This window comes from Shewanella sp. 125m-1, from assembly GCF_052977065.1.
In genome coordinates this window covers 1-22,745 of the sequence record NZ_JBRILT010000041.1, presented here as the reverse complement: position 1 = coordinate 22,745, position 22,745 = coordinate 1, and the positions used below count along the sequence as shown (strand labels likewise).

Annotated in this window: 20 protein-coding genes; 12 read left to right on the top strand and 8 right to left on the bottom strand. The window is 44.7% G+C overall.

Features of this window, described 5'->3' with window-relative positions; translation table 11 throughout:
- Nucleotides 1–135 precede the first annotated feature (135 nt).
- Together ACVBIK_RS16060 and ACVBIK_RS16055 are read right to left on the bottom strand one after the other, a co-directional pair.
- A complete protein-coding gene (locus ACVBIK_RS16060) occupies nucleotides 136–597 on the bottom strand; it encodes a tellurite resistance TerB family protein (protein WP_447158947.1) in 462 nt (153 codons plus the stop codon).
- A gap of 111 nt (nucleotides 598–708) precedes the next feature.
- Entirely contained in the window at nucleotides 709–1,227 is a 519-nt protein-coding gene (locus ACVBIK_RS16055; protein WP_447170078.1) for a DUF2780 domain-containing protein, read from the bottom strand.
- A 207-nt stretch (nucleotides 1,228–1,434) separates the two neighbouring features.
- Between ACVBIK_RS16055 and ACVBIK_RS16050 the strand changes: the two genes are divergently transcribed.
- The 3 genes from ACVBIK_RS16050 to ACVBIK_RS16040 all read left to right on the top strand — a co-directional run bounded on the left by ACVBIK_RS16050 (nucleotide 1,435) and on the right by ACVBIK_RS16040 (nucleotide 5,394).
- Complete coding sequence (locus ACVBIK_RS16050; protein WP_447170077.1) at nucleotides 1,435–2,181, top strand: hypothetical protein; 747 nt, start codon at nucleotides 1,435–1,437, stop codon at nucleotides 2,179–2,181.
- A gap of 127 nt (nucleotides 2,182–2,308) precedes the next feature.
- The gene (locus ACVBIK_RS16045; protein WP_447170076.1) at nucleotides 2,309–3,739 is read left to right on the top strand and encodes a DUF4145 domain-containing protein; all 1,431 of its coding nucleotides are present in this window, start codon (nucleotides 2,309–2,311) and stop codon (nucleotides 3,737–3,739) included.
- Between the two features lie 386 nt (nucleotides 3,740–4,125).
- Nucleotides 4,126–5,394 (top strand): hypothetical protein, encoded by a 1,269-nt coding sequence (locus ACVBIK_RS16040; protein WP_447170075.1) that lies wholly within the window; start codon nucleotides 4,126–4,128, stop codon nucleotides 5,392–5,394.
- Nucleotides 5,395–5,455: 61 nt separating this feature from the next.
- Here ACVBIK_RS16040 and ACVBIK_RS16035 read toward each other — a convergent pair whose 3' ends face one another.
- Together ACVBIK_RS16035 and ACVBIK_RS16030 are read right to left on the bottom strand one after the other, a co-directional pair.
- On the bottom strand, nucleotides 5,456–5,785 hold the full coding sequence (locus tag ACVBIK_RS16035; protein ID WP_447170074.1) for a hypothetical protein: 330 nt from the start codon (nucleotides 5,783–5,785) through the stop codon (nucleotides 5,456–5,458).
- Between the two features lie 187 nt (nucleotides 5,786–5,972).
- Nucleotides 5,973–6,947, bottom strand: a complete 975-nt coding sequence (locus ACVBIK_RS16030; RefSeq protein ID WP_447158941.1) for a LysR substrate-binding domain-containing protein — start codon at nucleotides 6,945–6,947, stop codon at nucleotides 5,973–5,975.
- Nucleotides 6,948–7,047: 100 nt separating this feature from the next.
- Between ACVBIK_RS16030 and ACVBIK_RS16025 the strand changes: the two genes are divergently transcribed.
- Together ACVBIK_RS16025 and ACVBIK_RS16020 are read left to right on the top strand one after the other, a co-directional pair.
- Entirely contained in the window at nucleotides 7,048–8,250 is a 1,203-nt protein-coding gene (locus tag ACVBIK_RS16025; protein WP_447158940.1) for a multidrug effflux MFS transporter, read from the top strand.
- 200 nt (nucleotides 8,251–8,450) lie between these two features.
- Complete coding sequence (locus ACVBIK_RS16020) at nucleotides 8,451–9,044, top strand: tRNA-uridine aminocarboxypropyltransferase (RefSeq protein ID WP_447170073.1); 594 nt, start codon at nucleotides 8,451–8,453, stop codon at nucleotides 9,042–9,044.
- 230 nt (nucleotides 9,045–9,274) lie between these two features.
- Here the strand turns inward: ACVBIK_RS16020 and ACVBIK_RS16015 are convergent, their stop codons facing one another.
- A complete protein-coding gene (locus ACVBIK_RS16015) occupies nucleotides 9,275–11,413 on the bottom strand; it encodes a putative bifunctional diguanylate cyclase/phosphodiesterase (RefSeq protein WP_447170088.1) in 2,139 nt (712 codons plus the stop codon).
- Nucleotides 11,414–11,863: 450 nt separating this feature from the next.
- Here ACVBIK_RS16015 and ACVBIK_RS16010 point away from each other — a divergent pair, with 450 nt between their 5' ends.
- The 3 genes from ACVBIK_RS16010 (at nucleotide 11,864) to ACVBIK_RS16000 (ending at nucleotide 13,974) form a co-directional block, all read left to right on the top strand.
- A complete protein-coding gene (locus ACVBIK_RS16010; RefSeq protein ID WP_447159133.1) occupies nucleotides 11,864–12,181 on the top strand; it encodes a hypothetical protein in 318 nt (105 codons plus the stop codon).
- Between the two features lie 37 nt (nucleotides 12,182–12,218).
- Nucleotides 12,219–12,854: a class I SAM-dependent methyltransferase gene (locus ACVBIK_RS16005; protein ID WP_447163512.1), complete on the top strand. Its 636-nt coding sequence runs from the start codon at nucleotides 12,219–12,221 to the stop codon at nucleotides 12,852–12,854.
- A gap of 148 nt (nucleotides 12,855–13,002) precedes the next feature.
- The gene (locus tag ACVBIK_RS16000; RefSeq protein ID WP_447158936.1) at nucleotides 13,003–13,974 is read left to right on the top strand and encodes a hypothetical protein; all 972 of its coding nucleotides are present in this window, start codon (nucleotides 13,003–13,005) and stop codon (nucleotides 13,972–13,974) included.
- Between the two features lie 82 nt (nucleotides 13,975–14,056).
- Here the strand turns inward: ACVBIK_RS16000 and ACVBIK_RS15995 are convergent, their stop codons facing one another.
- Nucleotides 14,057–14,725, bottom strand: coding sequence for a flagellar brake domain-containing protein (locus ACVBIK_RS15995; RefSeq protein WP_447158935.1), 669 nt, complete (start codon nucleotides 14,723–14,725; stop codon nucleotides 14,057–14,059).
- A 278-nt stretch (nucleotides 14,726–15,003) separates the two neighbouring features.
- Here ACVBIK_RS15995 and ACVBIK_RS15990 point away from each other — a divergent pair, with 278 nt between their 5' ends.
- Nucleotides 15,004–16,335 carry a M16 family metallopeptidase gene (locus tag ACVBIK_RS15990; RefSeq protein WP_447170072.1) on the top strand — a complete coding sequence of 444 codons (1,332 nt, stop codon included), beginning with the start codon at nucleotides 15,004–15,006 and terminating at the stop codon, nucleotides 16,333–16,335.
- Nucleotides 16,332–17,792, top strand: coding sequence for a M16 family metallopeptidase (locus ACVBIK_RS15985; protein WP_447170071.1), 1,461 nt, complete (start codon nucleotides 16,332–16,334; stop codon nucleotides 17,790–17,792). The genes ACVBIK_RS15990 and ACVBIK_RS15985 overlap by 4 nt, the downstream gene beginning before the upstream one ends.
- A 164-nt stretch (nucleotides 17,793–17,956) precedes the next feature.
- Here ACVBIK_RS15985 and trmL read toward each other — a convergent pair whose 3' ends face one another.
- A complete protein-coding gene (trmL, locus tag ACVBIK_RS15980) occupies nucleotides 17,957–18,418 on the bottom strand; it encodes a tRNA (uridine(34)/cytosine(34)/5-carboxymethylaminomethyluridine(34)-2'-O)-methyltransferase TrmL (protein WP_447158932.1) in 462 nt (153 codons plus the stop codon).
- A 185-nt stretch (nucleotides 18,419–18,603) separates the two neighbouring features.
- Here trmL and ACVBIK_RS15975 point away from each other — a divergent pair, with 185 nt between their 5' ends.
- Entirely contained in the window at nucleotides 18,604–19,536 is a 933-nt protein-coding gene (locus ACVBIK_RS15975) for a LysR family transcriptional regulator (protein WP_447170070.1), read from the top strand.
- 1,542 nt (nucleotides 19,537–21,078) lie between these two features.
- On the opposite strand, the gene ACVBIK_RS15970 is transcribed toward ACVBIK_RS15975, so the two are convergent.
- Nucleotides 21,079–21,327 (bottom strand): hypothetical protein, encoded by a 249-nt coding sequence (locus ACVBIK_RS15970; RefSeq protein ID WP_447170069.1) that lies wholly within the window; start codon nucleotides 21,325–21,327, stop codon nucleotides 21,079–21,081.
- Between the two features lie 196 nt (nucleotides 21,328–21,523).
- Here ACVBIK_RS15970 and ACVBIK_RS15965 point away from each other — a divergent pair, with 196 nt between their 5' ends.
- Entirely contained in the window at nucleotides 21,524–22,663 is a 1,140-nt protein-coding gene (locus ACVBIK_RS15965; RefSeq protein WP_447170068.1) for a KAP family P-loop NTPase fold protein, read from the top strand.
- Nucleotides 22,664–22,745 lie beyond the last annotated feature (82 nt).

Genomic DNA, 22,745 nt, shown 5'->3' with positions numbered 1-22,745 from the left:
TATAGGTATTTTAACTTGATGTTGTTGGCGGAGGGTAACTCATTTAGACGGTTCTCCGCTGGTTAACTGGTACATAATCATCTAATAAGATTAATGCGGTTTTAGAATGAACCTTCATTCTAAAACCTGCTAAGTCTAAGAGGGCTTTCCGAGTTGTTCCATGGCGATATTTCGCATCTGGATCAGTTCGCTATGGCGCAGATATAGAAGCTCAGCAGTGCGGCGAATAATTTGGTCTTCATAGCGACATAAATGACCATCAGCATAGGCAAGCTGCCACATTGCTAAGATCAGCTGCTGTTTTTGTTCTACATCGAAATTGTCATTAATCGCTTGAGTAAACTCATACAAAGAGGTGGATTTCTCTTGTGATTTTTTTGCATCACTAATCAAGGTTTCTACATCGTTAATGCTGAGATTTAAAGTGGTGGTTAACAGCTCTGGCAGGAGTTTATTTTCTTGCTCAGACACACTCTCATCAGCCATTACCACTTCTAAAAGTAGGCTTGCAGCTGCTAGATTTAAATGTTCGGCGAGCTCTTCATCAGATAGTTTGACGTGTGGATTAGCAAAGAAATGTTTGAGTTTTGCAAGCATATTAACTCCTAAAGCTGAAGAGGGAATGTGATTATAATGATATTTAGAGCACTATTTTCATCGAGAGTTCCCTCTCAGTTATACGCCGATAACTGAGAAGGAGAAAGGCGTTTATAAGATAGAGTTAAGGCCTTTCATCAGTAGATCTGCTGTGCCAGCGCTACCGTTGGTGTCTAAGTATCCTTTTACAATATCGACCATAGGCGCTGCTAACTCTTTTGAAATCCCTAGCTTTTCAAAGGCGTCATACACCATGGCACCCCCTTGAAGAGACTCACCTAAGCCACCGGCTTTTGATAATAAACCAGACATGCCTGAGTCACTGTTTAGCTCAGGAGCTGCACTTAACAGCCCATCGATCCCTGGGATCGAATCAGCTATTGAGCTAAAGTCATTGCTACCTAAAGAGCTTTTCGCCAGTGAAAGCAAGCTGCCTAATCCACCCTCAGCTTGGGTCTGACTCAGACCCAGTTGTGACATCACACTACCGACTAAGTCACTTGACTCGGCTTGCTCGCTCGGTGCTTTAGCGGTTTCAGTTGCTTGGCCTAATTGGTCCAAAATTCCAGCACTGGCTGGAGTGCTCAGTAGGGCGGTAATGGCAAGCAAACTTGCAGTTGTTAATTTCATTTGGGCTGTCCTTAGTTGTTTATATTCTGTCTATTCTAGCGGTTTTAACAATTTGTTTGCATTTTTTTGTTTGTCGACACCAACGAATACGAATCACATATTCAGTTTGAGTGGTGTAATTAGTGATTTCAATTGTGCATTAATTTATAAACTTGGGTATCCTTAGCGTTAACTCGTGTTATTGAATTTTATCTTTTGGAAAACCCTATGCCATTGTCAGCAATTTTGACTCAAGCTTTTAACTTTTTTCGAAACAATATTAGTCAGTTAGCATTTTTGTTTGTACCAATTTTATTTATACAAGTTGGTATACAACTATGGCTAAGTTTAGAGATTAGTTCTGCCGATCTTGAAAACCCACAATTTGGCACTAGCCACATGGTCGCCATGATGGTGCTGTTGCTGGTGTTTTCGTTCCTGATCGCCGCTTTAACGTTATTTTTAGAGATCCGTTCTCAAGGTCACAGCCCAAGTAATGGCATGATCTTAAAGACGGGTTTGAACTTTGTTCCACCGCTATTGTTAGCGGGAGTGTTCTCGGGTCTTGCCGTTGCCGCGCCAGTGATGATTTTGGCTGCGATTAATGTCAACTTGATGATTATCGGTATCTTTGTATCGCTTTATCTGTTTGCTCGCCTGGCATTCGTTAACTTCATGGTTGTGGTTGAAAGACTGACACCAATGGAAGCGATTAAGCGCAGCTTTAGTTTTAGTGGTCCAATCGTACTTAAAACAATTGTCGTGCTATTGCTATACATTCCATTGTCGCTATTTGGTGGCATATTGGCACAAATCACTGAGCTAGGTGGCCTTCCTGTACAGCTTATTGGCGAAGTGATTGTGGCCTTCTTTGGCCTATTTGTGAACGTTGCCCTGTTCCGTTTGTATATGGTGTCGCGTCCGACTCCTGAAACGCCTGGCAACATTCAAGAAAACGACAGCTGCACTGATTAAATCAGTATTGTATTGAGCCTTGCAGTATTTTGCTTTCGAGTAAAGTGCTGCCGGGTTAGCGTGTTAGTTTAAAATTGCGACTCGCTTAAGCAGCGATATTTTTCGGTTGTGGTTAGGGGTATACGTCTTGTTGAACGATATTGAATTCGTGAATCTGTTTTCTGCGGAATTAGGCGAGGATTATCGCAAGGCTAAAAGCTATGTAAAAGATGTTCCTACCCAGGCTTTACTGCATGTGCGTAGCTTCAGTCATAAGCTCACCAGCTTGCTTGCTGAACCCAAGACAGTGCACTTTGAAAGCCCTAATCTGTATGATCGTATCGAGCAGTTAAATCAACGCCGACTCATAGATGTTAAAACCACACGCGCACTGCATAAGCTTAGAAGCGATGGTAACCGTGGCGCCCACCCTGAAAAATATCACCTGACTCCAGATCAGTTACAGCAACTAAGTGAACGTTCGATCAAGCACCTTTTATCTTTGGTTGAATCGCTGTTTGTGAGCGTGACGAAACAAGATAAACCCGACTACTACTTCGAAGAGTTTGATTCATTGGCGGGACGAGATCTTTGTTATCGTGCGGTAATGGAGCGAGATCCCGAGTCTCAGTATTTAGTGGGTATGTCGCTAAAAACGCGGGCATTGATGCAGCGTGAGCAAGAGTTGGCACTGCACGATAGTGGTCAGGAGGCGGTGGAAGATCGCTCAACAGCTTCACTGAAACAAGCCAGCTATTGGTTCGCCCAAGCCTCGGAAAAAGAGTTAAATGCCTTGTATGAGCACGGCGTGTCTTTAATCCATGGCTACAGTGGAGAGACTGACGTAGCCGCTGGTGAGCGAGCGATTGCTAAAGCTGCAGATGCAGGAATTGCCAATGCGATGGCACTGCTAGGTTATTTCTATCTGGTGGGGAGCGAGCAATTTAGTGTCGACCTAAATCTGGCCGAAAAATTTCTAAGTCAGGCTGCTAAGCTTGAGCAATCAGAAGCGATGGCCAATCTTGGGGTACTGTATTACCAGCAAAATAATTTAACCACGGCTTATAAGTATATTAATCGGGCGGCACAGGCCGGTTTTCCTCATGCACAATTTCATTTAGCCTTGATGCTAGCTCGCGGTGAAGGCTGTGAGCAAGACAGCGTAAAGAGTGCCTATTGGATGGCGGAGGCTGCAGAGCAAGGGCAGGTTGACGCTATGCTGTCACGCGCACAAACCATGTTGCATGATGATAATGCATTAGGACAAGATCTCTCCCAGGCAGAATCTTACTTACGTGAAGTGATTAAATACGGCCACAGTGTCCCAGCCATGATAGAGCTGAGTATCGCCCTTGCCGATGGTATTTTGGGGCACATTGACGTGGTGTCTGCCGCCGCCTTACTCAAAATGGCACGGGAGCGAGCGAATCAGGAAGAGCTAGATGTGATCTTGCCTTTATGGGGATCATTATCACACCAAGTCGATGCGGTATTAGCGGTGAGCGATTCAAAAGAAGAGCGTGTGTCATTACACAAAGCGGCAGAACTATTGTCAGAGCCTACAGAGTTGGCTGAGTAATGACTCGAGCCCGTAGCATTGTTCGTCTAGTCTATGTTGTACTTTCTTGTCCCCATTCAGTCGCTATTCGCGATTAACTCCGCAGCTAAACTTGAATCAACCTCAGAATAACTATGCATTATCAGTGATAAAATATAATTATCAATGCATGGGTTAGCACCAAAGATTGACTTCGATTGGGCTGCTGGGTGAGTTCTTTTCATGTTCAGTACCCTGCTATACTTAGCTCCTGTTAGCCTGTAACTCTTTAATCCTCTGAGCTTGCCCTATCTATTGTCTGTTATCCTCGTTGACTAGTTAGTCAAACTGCTTAATCGACTGTTACAATTGTATAATGTATACTTGGGTTGTAATCTTGATTATCCGCTTACCCGCTAGGAGTTCTTTTGCCAAACTTTGATACTGAACAAGACAGTGCTGCAACCTTATCATTTGATGCACAACAAGCTACGCTGAATCAGTTTGCAGAGCGCTATATCAAGCTGGTGTTAGCTGTAGGTCAACATGATAGCTATTATGTTGACGCATACTACGGGCCAGAAGAGTGGCAGAAAGAGACCTATTGGCAACCGTTAGCAGAGCTTCAAAGTCAGCATCAATTCGGTTCTGAGTTATTAGCAACACTGGCACTACAGGTAAGCGCTGATGAGCTTGTTGAGCGTTATCAATTCTTAAAGACGCAGTGGCATTCTGTCGGTGCGTATCTTAATTTCTTACAAGGCAAGCAACTGAGCTTTAATGAAGAAGCGGTTGCTTTATATGATTGCCATTTAAGTCCCTATTCACTGCTAGAGCATCAACAAGTGCTGGCTGACATAGAAGCTCTACTACCGGGAGATGGCTGCCTGACCGAGCGTTATAATCAATTTAAGTCTCAGTTTATTGTTCCAAAAGACAAAGCGGCACAGGTGTTTACGGCCTCGGTTGATATTGCTAGGCAACTCACCAGCAAGCACATGAACTTGCCTGACAACGAAAGCTTTGAAATTGAATATGTGAACGACAAAGTGTGGACGGCGTATAACTGGTATAAGGGTGACTCCCACAGTTTAATCCAGTTAAATCAAGACCAACCATTAGGTATTGAGCGCTACTTAGAGTTGGCGTCCCATGAAGGCTATCCTGGGCATCATGTATTTAATGTCTTGCAAGAGCAGAAGTTAGTGAAGGCTAAACAATGGCTAGAATATGCCATTTATCCGTTATATAGCCCAATCTCTTACCTTTCTGAGGGCAGTGCAAACTATGCGTTGAGTTTGATCATGTCTGACGACGAAGTATTGGCCTTTGAGCGTGATGTGCTAATGCCGCTGGCAGGGCTAGAGGGGGATCTGGCTTTATTCCATAAGGTATTAAAGCTGATAAAGAAACTTGGCTACTACGAAAACTATGTCAGTCAGTGTTTAACCGACAAACAGGTTGATGCTGAAACGGCTGAAAAGATGCTAATCGATGGCGCGCTATATCCGCGTTCTCGTGCTAAACAACGAGTGCAGTTCTTTGATCGTAATCGTTCGTATGTGATTAACTACAGCGTGGGCGAAGATGCTGTTGCTGCTTGGGTAGAGGCTAGAGCTGAGACTAAAGCTGATAAATGGACACACTTTGAGGCCCTGTTATCAAGACCTCTTAATGCATCAGGTATGCTCGTTTAGCCTGCGAGGCCAGTTAACTCGAGCCCAGTTAAACCTGCGCTAAGCTTGAGTTAGAGCTGAGTTAAACTGGTTCATTTGGGTTGTGTTCAAAAGTACGACCCTGACGTGGAGTTGAGGAGGTCTCTTTGAAAATAGTCTCCTGGAACTCTTCACTTTGGCTGTGAAACTCTTGATTCGCTTGCTGCTTTTGAAAGCGAGCTAGCTGACGCTTTAGGAATACTCGGCCAAATAGACTGAGTACGACAAAAGTAATGGCGCCAAATAGTAATAAAAATGGCAATGCAACCAACGTTAACGTCATAAACGCTAAGCCGATAACGAATGCTAACCAACCACGAGTACCAGAAAATCGATTCAGCATCGGATTGTGTTGAAATTGGCTATAAATCATATGTTCTCCCAAATGTCTTAATGTTAGCTTACACGAAGAAGATGAATGAAGACTGAATGGCTTTAGTCTTTTGTTCGTGATCTCTAAGGCTAACTGTTAAATATTATATTGCCGAATATTTAAACTAAGATCACGTTAATAAAGCTTCATCTTAATATGTGGCATTCATCCCCCAACTCTGCGCAGGCTATTTAGGGATATTATGGCTAGAAAGTGCATTCGCTACGCTTTCGCAAATAATCTCTTTTACCCACTTGTGTCCCGGTTCGTCAGCATTACGTTCATGCCAAAGTAATACATAGGCGAGAGGAATAAACTCAAAGGGTAGAGGTAACTCAACGAGTGAATAAAGCTTCTTAGCATGTTTAGCGAAGCTCGCGGGTAAGGTAAAAATCAGATCGCTATGGGCACATACGCTCGCGGCCCCATAAAAATCAGGCACGGTGGTGCTTAGGCGACGATGATGGCCTAAATCAGCTAGATGGTAATCGAGTGCCCACCAGTCATTGCCTTCACAACGTACTTGAACATGTGACATCTCAAGATAAATATCAAGATCCCAGTGACCAGCCGCTATTGTTGAGAGAATGGGGTGGTCTTGGCGGACTAAGCAGACTTGATGGTCGGTAAATAAGGTCTGGTGCGCTATGCCCTCGGGTAATCTATCGACTTGAAAGGCAGCCTGTGGATGCAGTTCCCGCCCTGAAATACCAAAGTCTATCTGTCCTTGCTGAATAGCTTGAATCGAGTTTTCTGTCCATACAAAGCTATTGAGTTTAAGGTTGGGCGCTCGATTGAGCAGCGTACCAATAAAGTAGGGGATCAATGTTTCATAGGCGCTCTCAACCATGGCAAATGAAAACTGGCGCGTGCTGTTATGTGGCGTAAAACTGGGCGGCAAGGTTAATTGGTGCAGCCCTTGTAAGCATTGCGGCAGCATTTTTCCTAACTGCACGGCATGAGCCGTTGGCTTAAGTCCATGAGCTGTGCGCAGAAAAAGCGGGTCACCTAGGGTTTCTCTTAACCGGTGTAAACTCTTGCTTAACGCTGACTGGCTGACATGCAAACGGTTGGCCGCACGGGTGACACTTTGTTCTTCTAATAGCACTTGTAAGATAACCAATAGGTTTAGATCGATACGTGCGAGGTTTTCAAGTTTCAAAGATATTCCTCAATGGAAATTCATAATGGAAATAATATCATTTCTGTTCATACCTTAGTTTGATTACTATAGCGCTGTTTTCCTAATTCTGAGAAAGATCATGCGTCGTAGTTTGTTACCTATTTTATTGCCAATGGTGATTTTAAGCCCGTTGGCTATCGATATTTACCTCCCATCTATGCCTGCAATGGCGGCAGAGTTTTCTGTGTCAGCGAGCGAGATCCAATCGACGCTAGTGCTTTTCTTATTTGCTATGGGCACAGGCCAGCTATTAATCGGGCCGTTAGCAGACCGTTATGGTCGTCGCCCCATTGCGATTGGCGGTATCATTTTTTACATGATTAGCAGTGTATTAGCCGCTATCGCTGTGGAGTTTCATTGGCTTCAAATAGCCAGAGTGATGCAGGGCTTAGCCGCGTGTTCAACTTCAATAGTGGTATTTAGTGCCGTAAGGGACTGCTTTTCACCAAAAGAAGGCGCGCGATACTACAGCTATTTGAATGGCATGATCTGTATTATTCCTGCATTAGCACCGACACTTGGCGGCATGTTAGCGCTGCAATTTGGCTGGCGCTCTAACTTCATTTTTATGGCGCTATATGGCCTGGTTATTCTTGCGTTAGTGACCTATCGCTTACCTGAGACTCGCCCACAAAATACCGTGAGTGATGGGCCGTTATATCGCTGGGCACGCTATAAGCCGGTGATAACCGAGCCACATTTTGTGTTTTATGCTATCGCTTGTATGGCAGGTATGGCTGCGATTCTTAGTTATGTGTCTTATGCGCCAGTCTGGTTGATTGGTCACCTTGGAGTGTCTGAATTAGCCTTCAGTGGCCTGTTTGGTTTAAATGCAGCAGTGAATATCGTGGCTTGTTTTGCAGCGCCGTTAGTGATGAAAAAATTAGGTAACCGCTCTACAGTGATTATCGCATTAGCGCTAATGCTAGTATCTGCGGTAACTCAGGTCATAGTGCAGCTCGTTGGGCCGCAAACAGGCATGATGGCGGCGTATAGCTATATGCTACCTATGATGCTGCTATGTATTGGCTTTGCACTGTTACTTGGCCCTGCAACCAGCATGGCGCTATCAGCCTTTGGTGAAAGAGCGGGCACTGCAACGGCAATGCTTGGCTTTATTCAGATGAGTGGCGCTTCACTACTTACGGCGTTAGTGCAGCAAACGAGTCTGCCAGCCCCTTATGCAGTAGCAATGCTGATGGGCTCTGGTGCCATCGTGCTACTCGCTATGATGGCGATGCCAAAGTTAGATCACTGGCATCAAGAGCAACACGCTTATTAGGCTTGTCTGCCGAGAGCGGCTGATAACTAATAGTAACAGTTAACTTTGTTTCACCCTGAAACACCCTTAGCCTGCATAGACTAACCATCTCTGCAGGCTTTTTTTATTTGATGATATTTGGTGTATTCCATAGTCATATTATTTGTCACCTCACTCAGCTACAATTTGCAGGCTACTCCAAACAAATACTTAGAGGTTTTGTGTCTCGTCCAACTTGTCCTAACTGCCACTATCCATTAAATGCGTGTTTGTGTGCCAGTATTCAAACCATGCAGGTCAAACCTGAACTGATTATTTTGCAAGACCCGAGTGAAGTCGGCCATGCCAAAAATAGTGTGCGCTTGCTAGAGCTTGTCATTACAAACACGCAAGTTGTAGTGGGTGAAAACCCCGATGATTTTGCAGGGGTGCGTGAGCAATTAGCGCAGTCGAATAAGCCTATTTATTTAGTGTATCCGTCAGACAATAGTGTATCGGCAAACGAGACTCAGGTTGAGACAGAGGTAATACTGCTTTTTTTAGATGGTACCTGGCGTAAGGCGTATAAGTTACTGCAGTTAAACCCTTGGCTGCAGGCTTATCCTGCGCTGCATTTGGATCTAGATTCCGCGTCAAATTACACAATACGCAAAGCCAGTCGCAGTGATAGTTTGTCAACATTAGAAGCGGCGGCCATGATGCTCAAGGCGATCGATCAGCAGCAAGATGTTACGCCGTTAACTCATGCCTTAAGCGCGATGGTTGAGCAGAGGCTAGCGTCTATGCCAGCAGAAGTAAGAGCCAGATATCGCTAAGAATCTTTATTGATTTGCAGGTATGGGGTGTGTCGATGAGTCCGTTCATCGATGTGAGCTTTTGTGATTCACATCGTTTATTCCTTGAAAAAAACCTGTCGATATCACGCTAATTTTAGCGGTAATAGGGTTTAATATGCCTATCATCTTATGGTGATGATAGTGGCTACGCTGGCAACAGCTTTTGCAGGGAGCGACACTGAGTAATTACATTCAGAGTGCTGGCGTAGCTACCCTCCACATGCTTGGGGGAGCGAATCTTCTCGCGTAATTGACTTCAATGTTTCTAAAGAAAAGCGTTCGCAGGTTGTCGGTTTGCCAAAATAGTAGCCTTGGCCCATCCCATTCCCTATGGTTAAAAGCAAATCTCTTTGCTGTCTGGTTTCTATCCCTTCAACAATAAAGCTGATCTTCAAGGTCTGAGCTAACTGGATGACGGCTTTACAGAGGTTAACTCCCTGCTCGCAGTGTAGATTTTGGACAAACTCAGAGTCAATTTTTAGGGTGTCAATTGGCAAGGTGCTTAAATGGCTCAATGAAGATAAGCCTGCACCGAAGTCATCAATGGCAATGCTGATGCTCATCGCTTTTAATTGGGTCAGCACTTTTGTAATGAGCGTCGGTCGGCGGATAAGCGCGCTTTCGGTGATCTCTATAATTAAGGCATTAGCAGGTAACTGTGTTCGTGCTAATACTCTTTCAAGCATGGAGATGAAATCGGGATGCTCAAGCTGTGAGGCTGAAATGTTGACGCTAATTTTTAATATTGGGTTGAGCTCTTTACGCCATTTTACCATCTGTAAGCAGGCTTGCTCCAATACCCATTGCCCCACGTTGACCATTGAGCCCGTCTCTTCTAATAGAGGAACAAAGTCGTGAGCTTCAAGGATTTCACCATTACTTCGTTGCCAGCGAAGCAGGGTTTCGACACTCACTAACTCGCTAGACTCAAGCTCGACAATACCTTGATAGACTAAACTAAATTGCCTTAAACCTTGTGCATGGCGCAGATCATTTAAAATGTGGAGCTTTTTCTCAGCAGCCTCTCGAATCGTAGCGTTATAAAAGCGAATATGATTAGGGCTATTTTTAGCTGAGTACATTGCGGTATCAGCCATGCTCAGTAGCTGATTCGCTTCATCGCTTTGTTGCGGAAAAAGCGAGATCCCGATACTGGTTCCCAGATAAAACTTTTGACTATCGACCTCGAACGGTGCTTCAAACAGTGAGAGTACTAACTCTGAAAATGCTTCAATCTCTTGTCTGCTAGCGCACTCAGGCAGTATTAAAGTAAATTCATCGCCACCAAGACGCGCAATTTCAGCATTCTCAATACAGCATGCTTCTAATCTTGCTGCTACAAGCTGTAAGACTTTATCACCCGTTGAATGGCCAAAACTGTCGTTAACATTTTTAAAACCATTTAGATCTAAGAACATTAAGGCGCCAATCATGTCAGGCTTATGCTTGATATGACTAATGGCTTTATTGAGGAGCTTAATCAGATGAAAACGGTTGGGTAGCCCGGTCAGTTTGTCATACATGGCTTGTTGAGTGAGTTTAGCTTCGAGGGCTTTTTTGTCACTGATATCACTAAATAGATTGACATAGAAGACCTGTCCATCGGCATAAATCCGTCGACAGCTCTGCCATGCAGGAAAAGTAGAGCCATCAGAGCGGCATTTCCAAACTTCACCTTGCCAGCTACCACGATCGTTTAATTGTGTGCTGGATGTGTGCGTATCGAGCTGCACTTCAAGATGCAGGTCGGCGGGGGTTTTTGTGAGTAGATGTTCAGCACTGAAACCACAAATACGGCACATCGCTTTATTTACCGCCAAGATACGTTTGCTCTCGTCGGTGATATAAACTGCTTCAGCGCTGTCTTCTAAGGTGATGGACATCAATTCTTTGGGCAAGGTTTCAAAGCCGTTGCTGATGGTCTCTCTAGTGCGCTTACGCCTATTCATAGGCTTAAACGAAATAATCATCACTTGTTTTTCATCAAGTTCAGCAGGATAGATAGTCACAACTGTGGGTAAGTCTTTGCCTTGCTGGCTCATGTGTAGCCAGCTCATCGATACAACTTCGCCTTTAGCGGCTCTTTTGAGCATTTGCTGGCCATATTCGACGCTGCTTCTGCCTGATGATTGGATCCTAGGGGAAAAATCAAACGGTGTTGCATGAAGAAAGTTATGCTCTTGGCTCTCAAAATAGTTGAGCGTTGCAGCATTAGCTGCCAAAAAGCGAGAACCTTGAATAATAGCCAATGCAGTGGGCTCAGACTCGTTTTGCCAAAGCTTGAGCTGATCTGATAATCCGGGGACGGTAAAAGATACACGCGAATATAGCTTAGACCACATTGACACACTCATACACTCTTCCCTTTTGGTATGACTCTATTCAGTGCTAGAACAACACAGGAATTGATGATAAAGCCAGCAATTTAGTATAGCTTTATTCGATTGGCGTCAAAAATACCTTTATTTGACGCTTTGTACAATTAAGATGTAACAAAATTGAATCTAGAGAACATTTATAACAAAAATAGTTTTGAAATCGATAAGTTAAGCTGTCAGTACCGATTAAAATCGTTGCGAACCATCGCAGTGACGGTTTGCTGTAATACAACGGTTTTAATTTAAGCACTTTAATTCAATTGCTTGAGATAAATAGTGGCCAAGACAAAATAAAAGACGATGCGAGCACCGAGGAAATGGGTAGAATATGCATTTAGAGAAGTGCTTCTTATAAAAGGAATAAAAGTGGCCATTCAGAAAATAGCATTAACGAGTCAGCTCTTCGTTTTTCTTGGTTTTATGGGAATGAGTTTAGATTTAGCCGCGGCGGACCCAGAAGCGACCGCTGAGCGGGCCCATTCTTTATCGCTACAAGCAGAAAAAACCAAGCAACGCGTTGAGCATGAGCAACTGCAAAAAGCGCGTGATGCCGCCAAGCAAAGGCAAGAGCGCGAAAGCAAAGTGCTTGAAAGGCAAGAGTCTGGTGATTGGGAAAGCGAGCAAAGAGAAAAAGCACAAACACAATTTAAGCAGCGTGAATCGCGTGAAGAAAAATACTTGCGTGAAGCGCGAGAAGCGGCCAGTAAAGATCGCAAAATCCCCAAGCCTTTTGAATAAGCCTTATTACCAAAATAAATAGAGTTAGGAATATCCAGTGAGTATTTGTCCCTTGTGCCAGCAGCCTGATTTACAGGCTTTCCATCAAGATAAGCTGAGAGAATATCAGCGCTGCAATCATTGCTTACTGGTCAGCGTTCCAGATCGCTTCTTGCTTAATAGTGTTGATGAAAAAGCCGTTTATGATCAACATCAGAATAATCCTGATGATCTTGGTTACCGTAAATTTTTATCAAGGGCACTGGATCCTATTTTAGCGCGAGTCACTCAAGATGCGCAGGGGCTAGATTTTGGCTGCGGCCCCGGTCCCACAATTAGCGTGATGGCGGCAGAAAAAGGCATCAAGGTTGATAATTACGATCTCTATTATTGCAACGACCCTCAAAAGCTGCAGCAGCAATATGATTTTGTCACAATCACAGAGGTGATTGAGCATGTAGCGGATGCAAAGTCCTTATTAGCGACACTCGATAGCCTGCTAAAATCTGGCGGCCTATTGGTGATTATGACTAAGCGGGCAGGCGATCTCGACGCTTTTCGCAACTGGCATTATAAAGGCGACCCGACTCATATAAGATTTTACTCAACCGCGACCTTTGAATGGATAGCCAAGCAGTACGGCTGGACACTCGAAGTCATGGGTAATGATGTAGTGCTTTTTACTAAAGATTAACGGCAGGTGCGTAAAGCCCTGTCCTCAAGCTGGCAACAACTTGCTATAGTCGCTGTGTAAAAATAGTCGCTGTGTAAAAATAAACACCCCATCTGCAAAGGCTCTTCTATAGGGCCTTATTGTTAATATGAACAAAGGAATGAGCAGTATGAAAGTAACAATTTCGGCACTTATCTATTGGGCGTGTATCTGCTTTAGTGCTTCGCTATCGAGCGCTGCACAGGCTGCGTCGAGTGACTCGATTACGTTTTTAAACAAAGCCGATGCCGCTAACGTATTAACCCAAGAAGATGACTTTGTTCGTGGTATTAGTCAATTTGATATGGCCTCACGCATGAAGCGTGCAGACAGTCCGAGTAAAGCTGAGTATCTGGCTTTTGTTGCAGGACAGACCTTAGATTGGAGTGAGCAAGAGCGTACTGCTGTGAAGCAAGCATTTGCCCAGATCCAGCCTCAACTAGCGGCATTAAAAGTGTCACTGCCAACACCCATAGAGTTTATTAAAACCACCGGCTTAGAAGAGGGCGGCGCGGCTTATACCCGAGGCCAAGCCATTATTTTGCAGCAAAAGCAGCTGACAAATGAACAAGGCCTGCCTGGGTTAGTTGCCCATGAGTTACTGCATATATTTTCTCGTTTTAATCCCCAAATGAAACAGCAGCTTTATCAAGCGATTGGCTTTTACCCTGTCGGCGAGATTAGTTTTCCTACGGCGCTTGCCAAGCAAAAAATCACCAATCCCGATGCACCCATCAACGACTTTGCCATTAGAGTTCGCTATGACGATAAGCTGGTTTGGGCTGTGCCTATTCTGTACTCGGCTGATAAGCAATATAGCCTAGAGAAAGGCGGTGAGTTTTTTGATTATTTAGAGTTTAACTTTGTGATTGTCGGCAGTGATGAGCAGCCAAATACCGCAGCTTATGATCCGGCCAATGCACAAATTGTAAAAGTGTCTGAGCTAAAGGGCTTCTTTAAGCAAATTGGCCGTAATACCAACTATATTATCCATCCAGAAGAGATCATTGCAGAGAACTTTTCATTCTTAATGACGGGCGAAACCGAGCTTAAATCGCCAAAACTACTGCATAGCATCGAGCAGATTTTTGTTGCTCAGTGATTTGAATAAATAACGTGGCTGGTGATCTCATTAACCTTAGCTGAAGCTATCAGTGCGGTTATTCGGTGCCAGCCATATCTATTTAGCTGTTTAAGTGATGCAGTATTACCTTTTGCACTAACTCTAGTGTCGCTTCAGCCTCTGAATCTAGGGCAAAACCATATTGTGCTAAGCCTGTTTGTGGCTCTAACTCTTGCTGATTCTTCAGGGTTACAGGAATGGTTTTTAGCTCATCATCAAGCTCAACTTCGAGCCTAAATTGGCTATCCACAATAAAATCGCTTCTGGCTTTACCTACAAATGCCCCGCCTTTAATTGAGATATCTTTTAAATAACCGCTTGAAATAACATCAGCACAATCGAGTGCAATAAGACTGGCTTTGACATTGATAGGCACGCGAGAATGCTGCCTCAAGGCAACCGTTTGCAACTCTTTGGGATAGGTGACTATTAGCCAGCGACCTACAGAGCTAACAACTTGTTGAATAGTACTTCTAAAGGCCAAGATCTTGGCATCTTGCTCGTCGCTACTGACGACCCGAAGGATCACACTCTGTCGCTCTCTGATATAGGCACTTGCAGCTTGCCAAGCTTTGTCATTGCCTAAGGCTAAGATAACCGAACGACCGGGATCTATTCCGATTAAGCGGCTACGCAAGCGAATTGTTTGTGTTGGTGTGAGTAACTGCAGGTGCACCCCAGTGCCGCAGTTGATCGTGTCTAATGTATTGAAGTCCTTTTCTGATGGCATAAAGCAACCTACCCGTCGATTAAGCAGAGCTTGAAGCTAACATAAAAGAGTCGTTTTCAACAACGAGAACACACCGGCGTTGCGTCTGGTTTACCTTGAGTTACAAATATTTGCCGCAGTTAATTTGATTTTCATCACAATTTGCTTTTTGATGGACGCTGCTTTCATAGCGAAACATCGCGATGAAAAAGAATAATAGTCGGAAAAACACAAATTTTCGTCATACGCTGACTGGAAAAGGTTAAGTATGGCAAAGGTGCTCAAACAAGGAGCGGATAATGAAGCGCTATACCAAGGCATTGTTTTTGAGCCTAGGATTGCTAATGGCAATGCCGATGGCTCAAGCCACAGAGGCCAAAGATATTCAGAGTTTTACTTTGGGTAACGGCATGAAGATCATGGTATTGGAAGATAGCTCGATACCCAATGCCAACATGTACCTATTTTGGAAAGTCGGCTCACGTAATGAAGTGCCGGGGATCACAGGGATCTCACACTTCTTCGAACACATGATGTTTAATGGCTCTAAAAAATATGGCCCTAAGATGTTTGACCGCACCATGGAAGCCGCGGGTGGCGCAAATAACGCTTACACCACAGAGAATCTCACCGTATACACCGACTGGTTCCCCGCTAATGCGCTAGAGACTATTTTTGATCTAGAAGCCGACCGTATCGAAAATCTCGATATCAACGAGCAGATGGTGGAAAGTGAGCGTGGAGTTGTCGCTTCAGAGCGGTTAACTGGGCTTGAAAACTCTAACTGGCGGGTGTTGCAAGAAGAGCTTAAAGGCGCAGCATTTAGGGCGCACCCTTATAGCTGGTCGGTTATCGGTCACGAATCCGATATTGCCGCTTGGACGTTAGAAGACCTGACTCAATACCACAAAACCTATTACGCACCGAATAACGCAGTGGTGGTGATAGCGGGCGACGTGAAGCTTAGCGAGGTTAAAAAGCTAGCCGATAAATACTTTGCGCCCATTGCTGCACAAGCGCCACCAAGAGCGGTGAAAACGGTTGAGCCTCTGCAAAAAGGTGAGCGCCGTGTGTTTGTGCAAAAAGCCTCGGTGAGCACCCCAAATGTGATGCTAGGCTACCATATTCCTGCGACCTCAAATGCTGACTATTACGCACTGGATCTACTGTCGTCTATCTTGACCACAGGCAACAGTTCACGCATGTATCAAGGCTTAGTCGATAAGCAAGTTGCCATAGAAGTTGATACTTATATGCCGATGTCATTCGACCCGAACCTGTTTTACGTGATGGGGGTGGCTAACCCTGGGGTGACGGCTCCAGAGTTAGAAGATGCGATGATCAGCGAGATCAATCGTGTAGCCCGTGATGGTGTTACGGCAGAAGAGCTTGAGAAAGTAAAAAACATCAAGCTAATGGGCTTTTATCGCGCCATGGAAACGATTAACGGCAAGGCCAACACCATAGGGACCTACGAGCTGTTCTTTGGTAGTTTTGATAAGCTATTTAATGCGCCAGAGGCTTATAACAAGGTGACACCAGAAGATATTCAACGTGTCGCGCAAACTTATCTTAAACGTGCAAACCGCACTGTTGCCGTACTGGCTGCAACCGAGGAGGCTGACCAATGAAAAAGTGTAATTTAAGCTTAAGTGCCTCGGCCTTACTGCAATCTAAAAAACTACTCACAGTGGTGGCTGTTGCGGGGGCGCTCGCGCTAACTGGCTGTGTTGCCACGGATCCGGCAAAGACAGTCGACACGGGGAGCTTTAGCGTACCTGCATATCAACACGTTACTCTGTCTAATGGCTTAACCGTGTATATGATGCCGCAGCGTGAAGTGCCGCTTATCACTATCGATGCCATCGTCCGTGCGGGTGCGGTTAACGACACCACCTCTGGTGTGGCCGAAATGACCGCCGCAGGTTTAATGTTAGGTGCAGGCGGTAAAAGTAAGCTGGAGATAGAACAGGAGGTTGATTTTTTAGGTGCCAGTTTAAGCAGCGGCGCAGGTAAAGAGGGCAGCTATATCAGTGCTAACTTTATGGCAAAAGATGCAGATAAGATGCTGCCGCTAATTAAAGATATGTTGCTTGTGCCAGACTTTGATACCACAGAGTTTGATAAGTTACGTCAGCGAGAAATTGCTGGCTTATCGCAATCGAAAGAGAGCCCGCGTGCAGTGATCAGTCGCTACTTCGATAAACTTGTTTTTGGTGAGCATCCCTACGGCAATGCTACATCAGGTAACAGTGATTCGTTGGCCGAGCTAACGATCCCGCAGTTGCGTGCTTTTCATAAGAGTTACTATCAACCGTCGAATACGGCCATTAGTGTCGTCGGTGATTTTGAGCCTGCACAGATGCAAGCCAAGCTAGAGAAGCTGTTTGCCAATTGGCAAGACGCTGAGCCTGTCACCTTAATCAATCTTACCAAGGGTTTACCTAAGTTTGATGCAAGCGCAGTACTACTGGTGGATAAGCCTGATGCGATTGAAACGACCTTCTTAATTGGTGGTATGGGTATTCGTCGTGATAATCCTGACTTTGTTGGGCTTACCGTGATCAATACCATCTTGGGTGGCCGCTTTACCTCATGGCTTAATGACGAGCTAAGGGTCAATGCGGGCCTGACTTATGGCGCACGTTCTGGTTTTATCCCTTACTCGGCGTCAGGCACATTTAGGATCAGCACCTTTACCAAAACGGCGACCACCAAAGAAACCATCGACTTAGCCTTAAAAACCTATGCAAGGTTATGGGAGCAAGGGCTAGATCAAGCGACCTTAGACTCTGCCAAAGCTTATGTTAAAGGTCAGTTTCCGCCTAAGTATGAGACCAGTGCTCAACTTGCCGGGCTAATGACGGATATGTACCTGTATGGTTTTGATGATACCTTTATCAATGAGTTTCAGGCCAAGGTGGATGGATTAACGCTAGAAGAATCAAAGCGCTTAATCGACACTTACTTCCCGAAGAAGAATCTACAGTTTGTCATCATCGGCAATGCAGCCAAGATAGCGCCGATTGCCAAAGAGTATGGCAAGGTAAAGCAAGTAGACATGACTCAAGTGGGCTTTGGTGGCTAAGCTTCCTTAAGGGCGTAAATACATAACGGAACACAGCAAAAAGCCGCGGTAATCGCGGCTTTTTGCTGTCTGGAACAGTTATGGCAAAAGCCCATGGACGGATAGCTTTTGGGCTTGTGTCAGGAACAGTTGTCTGCAACATTTATGCTCGAATACGAGTCTGGTTACATACCTGCGTAATCTAACTGACGCCAAGCTTCATAGCTGATAATGGCTACGGCATTCGACAGGTTCAAGCTACGGCTGGTCGACATCATAGGAATGCGCAGGCGCTGCTCGGTAGGGATCGAGTCGATAATATCAGCGGGTAGACCGCGGCTTTCAGGGCCAAATAACAACACGTCATCTTGCTTAAAGGTCAGCTCAGAGTGTGGACGACTGCCCTTAGTGGTACACGCCATAATGCGCTTACCATCCATAGCCTCAAGGAACGCCTCGAAGTTTTTATGGTGAGTCACATTAGCCAAATCAGCATAATCTAAACCCGCACGGCGCAGTTTTTTATCTTCTAGATCGAAGCCTAATGGCTCAATCAGGTGCAGCTGGCAGCCGTTATTGGCGATTAAGCGGATAATATTACCGGTATTTGGGGCGATTTCGGGTTCGTAAAGCGCGATATGAAACATGCTGGCCTGCCTAAAAATTGGTGAGCCGAGATTATACGGCAAAAACCTCGATGCGGAAAATCTCGCAGCGGTGATGGCAACATGTTGCGTGAGATAGGTCGTGATTATGTGGTTTAGCAATATGCCAACCGCTGTTTTAGGTCTATATTCCGCTTTACGAATACACGGTTTATTTAGGCAGACATATGGATCTCGCTAAACTTTCTCGGATCAGCATGAAGCACTTGATCACCCTGCATGTGATGCTCGACACCTTGAGCGTGACCGCCAGTGCTGAGCGTTTATGTCTAAGCCCGTCATCGGTGAGTAAGACCTTAAGCCAGTTAAGGCTCAGTCTCGACGACGAGCTGTTTTACCGTCACGGCAATAAGCTGGTGGCCACGCCATTAGCGAGAAGGCTGGGGCCTAGCGTGCATCAAATCATCAATGATATGAATCAGCTGATGACCCAAGAAGCCTTTAATCCTGCTGAATATAAAGGCCGATTTTCACTGGCGATGCGTGAAAGCACCTTTGAATTATTAGCCGCCAAGTTAACCGCCCATGTGCTGACGCAGGCGCCCAATATTCGTTTAGATATTTTTGCCAAAGACAGCGTGGGTTTTGATGGTTTAGTTAAAGGCAGTTTAGACTTTATCGTGTTGCCTCACGATAGAAGTCAGCCGCCGATCTCCCAGCATGAACTGGTATGGGAAACCTTGATCAATGACGAGATGGTATGCCTGATGAATCCTGAGCATCCGCTGGCGACTCAAACGCAGATCACTATCGATGATTACTTAAGTTATAGCCATATTGGTATTAGCGATACTGATTTAAATACCCCATTTTTTGAGATGCAGTTAGCGCAGCAAGCACGCAATCGTGCGGTACCGATTTCGGTTTCAGATTTTGGTAGTGCAGCGTTACTGTGTCATCACAGTGAGTTGCTGTTTACCTGCTCGAGGCGCTGGGCTGAAATAGCGTTGCAAGCAAAAGGTTTGGTGACCAAGGCGATGCCACTTGATTATGGTGAAGTGGCGTATAGTTTGGTGTGGCATAAGCAGAGTATGAATGATCCTGCACTTAGGTGGTTGTACCAACAGTTGGTTGCTTTTACTCAGGTGGAATTCGAGTAAGTTAATTCTGATTTTTGGCATCAGGCGATGCCTGAGCTTTGAGTTAGACTTCGTCTAACAACTACATCAATCAAACTTCGTTTGATAAAAGTCGTGGGATGCCATCCCACACTCGGGCAAGGAGGACTGCTCGTCCTTATCAAGAACATCCTTGTTCAAAAGCCAGTTCGCCGTCCGTGGTTCTCGCTCAGAGAGTCCATAGTTATGGACTTCGCCCTTGCATCCACCATGACGCCCCTACGAAGTTACATGCATTTGATACGGGCCTCAGTTATTTTCGAAAATCGCTATAGCCTCATATTCGCCGTCCATGGCTCACCTAAGGCGATCTCGGCATCCTGCCTCGCTCACACGACTTTCTGTTTACAAGAGTTCTTCAATAACTTCGGCAACTTCGATGGGGGATGGATGTTTTCTGACACAAAGTGAGCGGGTTTTAATTCTGTGTTTTCATATTAATGGCTCAGTAGTGAAATGATTATGCCTTTCTAACCTCGTGCAGATACGGCTGAAGCCTTCGGTTTCAGGGATGAAACCGCAGAGCGGCCAGGGATGGCGCAGAGCGTGTTTCAGCAGTGTCTGCACATGCCCGTGCTGCAAGCTATTGGAACCGCAAATGCCAGAAGTTGGTTTGAAGATTCAAGTGATGAAGAGTCTAAAGGTTTAACGCTGTAGATTTAAAGCTTGAGCAAGTTTCCCGCAAAGGAAACCCTTAACTTCTGCACATACGCTGGCTGCAGGCCATTGGAACCACAGATGTCGGAATTGGCTTCATACCTTCAAATGGCTATGAGGCCAAAGGTTCGCATGCTTTAGATTTAAAGTCTGCGTTAGTTTCACGCAAATGAACCCCTTACCCTCTGCATATACACTTGCTGTAGGCAATTAGCTGCATACGATGCTGAAAGTGATCTATGAGGTAATTGGTCACATCATTAGAACAGTTAGCTTCAGTGTAAAAACTCTGAGGCCACAATGACCAGGTATCTGTATCCTTTATGGTGAATTATTCTTCTGTTGGTTGTTCTAGAACCAATCAATAGAGTTAACTATTTAAAAACCGCAGTTGAACAGTATTTAAACTTATATGAATAAAAGTTTGACACGCGTCACGTTTTATTGCTAATTTGAACTCAGCGGTTTAGGTCGGAGAGTTCATTGATATAACGAGGACTCAATCGACTGGGAGTTCGACATTAGCTAGCTCCGCTGGCTGAGCCGGATTCGACAGAGCTGAGGCATTGTTATTAGAAGCTTCGACCGAACTACTTTTCAATCCGAGTCTTGCGAATACTATCGGATACGCATTGAGTTACCCACGGGTAACTTTGATAAGCCTAACAAATCAGCATTCATGTTAGGCAGTAAAACAAAAAAGCATCCCAGCGGGATGCTTTTTTTTGCTTTGAATTTTGGTTGATGGTTAGACTTCGTCTAACGACTTTATTTATCAGACTACGTCTGAACTCTATAGTTAGATTTCGTCTAACAACTAAAGTCGTGGCCTTGCCACTTATCAGGCTGCGCCTGACCCTTAAGCAATCAAGCTGCGCTTGATAAACGTCGTGGCGCTTCGCCCCACATTGGTAATGCATCAGGCTGCGCCTGACCAAAGTCGTGAGCTTCCAGCTCACACACGGGCAAGAAGGGGTCAACAGCTACCCCCTCTTGCATCTCCCCAGCCGCCCCGACGAAGTTGTTGATCCTCATACTCCAATAAAAATCGCCTAACGGCTCAGATGGGACATCCATGTCCCCCCGAGCCTGAACCATCATCCATGATGGTTCCACGGCATTTTTATCTACGTACTTCGGCAACTCCGATGGGGAATGGGTGTATCCAGTAAGTTTTGGGGTACGCTTAATAGAATTTTTATTATATCTAGATTTAGAATCAGACTTTATTCAAGAGATTGTTTTTATTTGCTTAAAATCTAGTTGGGTAAGATACTGTTTGCCTACTTAAGCATTCAATTTAAGAGAAATTATGAAGTTAGATAGTGGTTTTGACTGGTCTGAAGAGCTTGCTATTGAAAATGGATCTCAACCTTCGGAGGTTTTGCCGGCAGATAGGTTAAATAGAAAGAAATACGCTGAGTTCATAGCAAAGTTTCTAGTTTCTCAAGGCTACGACTCTCAAAGTGGTAAGCGTCATAACTATGTTCTTAATTTGAATGCTGAATGGGGGGCGGGTAAGACCTATTTTCTTAAGCGATTAGCTGAGGAGCTAAAACCGCATCATCCGGTTGTATATATTGATGCATGGAAGCAAGATTACTCTGACGACCCTTTAATGACTGTTATCTCATCGATGATTAGCCAGCTAAGAGAACAAGCTGGGAAGAATGCTGATGATAGTATTTATAAAGCTCCGAGAAAGGCGATGGGTTTACTAAAAGCTGCTGTTCCTGCAATTGTGGGGGGAATGACTAAGAAGTTTTTAGGTATAGATCATTTAGCAATTATGGATGCTGTTGGAGACGAAGATGATATTGGTGAAACTCTTAAAGATGAAAATGGAAAGGATGTTCTAGATGAAGATGGCAAGCCTATCGATATGGGGCCAGCAGCTTCTCTGTTAGTAAAGCACTTAATTGATGAACATGATGCAAAAGCTAAATCGATAGAGAATTTGAAAGTTCATGTTCAAGAGTGGGTAGATGCTTTAATAGGGTTAGATAATGCTAAGCACGAGGATGAAAATAGGCGTTCATTCCCTGCGTTCGTATTTGTTGATGAACTTGATAGGTGTCGACCTAGTTATGCTGTTGAAATGCTTGAAACCATCAAACACATTTTTGACATTCCAGGTGTAGTCTTTGTTGTTGGAACAGATACCGAACAGCTTCAACATGCAGTAAAAGCTATCTATGGAGAAGGCTTTAACGCTAGGAATTATCTAAGTCGCTTTTTTAATAGTCGTTTTACGTTGAGACAACCAGACATTAAAAGTTTACTCGCAGTACATTGTGATTGCAGCAAGCTATCAGGGGAGTATTTCCGAGATTTAGAGATTTCAGTATGGCCTGAAAATGAAAGTGCTGAAGATAATCTCGCGAATATATCAGCTGTTATTAATTGTTTTAATTTACCCGCTCGAACCGTAATTCAGATTACAGATTGGTAAGCCCCTAGTTTTCTAGACACTTTCTAAGTTCTCATAATACTGCTTTTCAAACTTCATTGGAGACAGTCCGTTATTACTACCA

Excerpts from the sequence above, each read along its gene's own strand:
- ACVBIK_RS15990 (WP_447170072.1), top strand. The coding sequence starts at position 15,004 with ATGAAGCGCTATACCAAGGCATTGTTTTTGAGCCTAGGATTGCTAATG.
- ACVBIK_RS16025 (WP_447158940.1), top strand. The coding sequence starts at position 7,048 with ATGCGTCGTAGTTTGTTACCTATTTTATTGCCAATGGTGATTTTAAGC.
- ACVBIK_RS15975 (WP_447170070.1), top strand. The coding sequence starts at position 18,604 with ATGGATCTCGCTAAACTTTCTCGGATCAGCATGAAGCACTTGATCACC.
- ACVBIK_RS15995 (WP_447158935.1), bottom strand. The coding sequence starts at position 14,725 with ATGCCATCAGAAAAGGACTTCAATACATTAGACACGATCAACTGCGGC.
- ACVBIK_RS15965 (WP_447170068.1), top strand. The coding sequence starts at position 21,524 with ATGAAGTTAGATAGTGGTTTTGACTGGTCTGAAGAGCTTGCTATTGAA.
- ACVBIK_RS16010 (WP_447159133.1), top strand. The coding sequence starts at position 11,864 with ATGGGAATGAGTTTAGATTTAGCCGCGGCGGACCCAGAAGCGACCGCT.
- trmL (WP_447158932.1), bottom strand. The coding sequence starts at position 18,418 with ATGTTTCATATCGCGCTTTACGAACCCGAAATCGCCCCAAATACCGGT.
- ACVBIK_RS16060 (WP_447158947.1), bottom strand. The coding sequence starts at position 597 with ATGCTTGCAAAACTCAAACATTTCTTTGCTAATCCACACGTCAAACTA.
- ACVBIK_RS16055 (WP_447170078.1), bottom strand. The coding sequence starts at position 1,227 with ATGAAATTAACAACTGCAAGTTTGCTTGCCATTACCGCCCTACTGAGC.
- ACVBIK_RS16000 (WP_447158936.1), top strand. The coding sequence starts at position 13,003 with ATGAAAGTAACAATTTCGGCACTTATCTATTGGGCGTGTATCTGCTTT.
- ACVBIK_RS16035 (WP_447170074.1), bottom strand. The coding sequence starts at position 5,785 with ATGATTTATAGCCAATTTCAACACAATCCGATGCTGAATCGATTTTCT.
- ACVBIK_RS15985 (WP_447170071.1), top strand. The coding sequence starts at position 16,332 with ATGAAAAAGTGTAATTTAAGCTTAAGTGCCTCGGCCTTACTGCAATCT.
- ACVBIK_RS16050 (WP_447170077.1), top strand. The coding sequence starts at position 1,435 with ATGCCATTGTCAGCAATTTTGACTCAAGCTTTTAACTTTTTTCGAAAC.